Origin of the sequence: Streptomyces sp. rh34 (assembly GCF_002551245.1) — a bacterium.
In the GTDB taxonomy this organism is placed as follows: Bacteria; Actinomycetota; Actinomycetes; order Streptomycetales; family Streptomycetaceae; genus Streptomyces.
The window spans coordinates 1-396 of the sequence record NZ_NTGZ01000617.1 but is presented as its reverse complement, the minus strand read 5'-3'; the positions used below and the strand labels follow the sequence as shown (position 1 = coordinate 396).

Below are 396 nucleotides of genomic sequence, written 5' to 3'. Positions count from 1 at the left end.
GACAGCCGGCTCGGTCACCGGCTCGGCGACGGGCGCGGCGGCCCCCGGCGTACCGGCCGGGGCCGAAGCACGGCGGCGGGCACGGCCGCGAGGGGCCTGGGCGGGCTCCGGCTCGGCGACGGCAGCGGCGGGCTCGGCGGCCTCGACCACGGCGGTGGGCTCGGCCGGCTCGACCACGACGGCGGCCTCGGCCGCTGCCGGGGTGCCCGCGGGGGCGGTGGCCTTGCGGGAGGCGCGACGGCGGCGGGGCGCTGGGGTCTCGTCGGGGATATCCACGGCGACCACGGTCTCTTCCTCGGGGTCGACGGACTCGGGGTCGAGGTCGGCGACGGGCTCGGCCGGGGTCTCGACGACCGGGGCGGGGGCCTCCACGGCCTCCGGCGCGCCGGCCGGGGC

The 396-nt window shown here is 82.6% G+C and carries 1 pseudogene; it reads right to left on the bottom strand.

The features are described 5' to 3' along the window. Nucleotides 1-396 (bottom strand): annotated as a pseudogene (locus tag CR470_RS41535) (ribonuclease E/G); the annotation flags it as partial.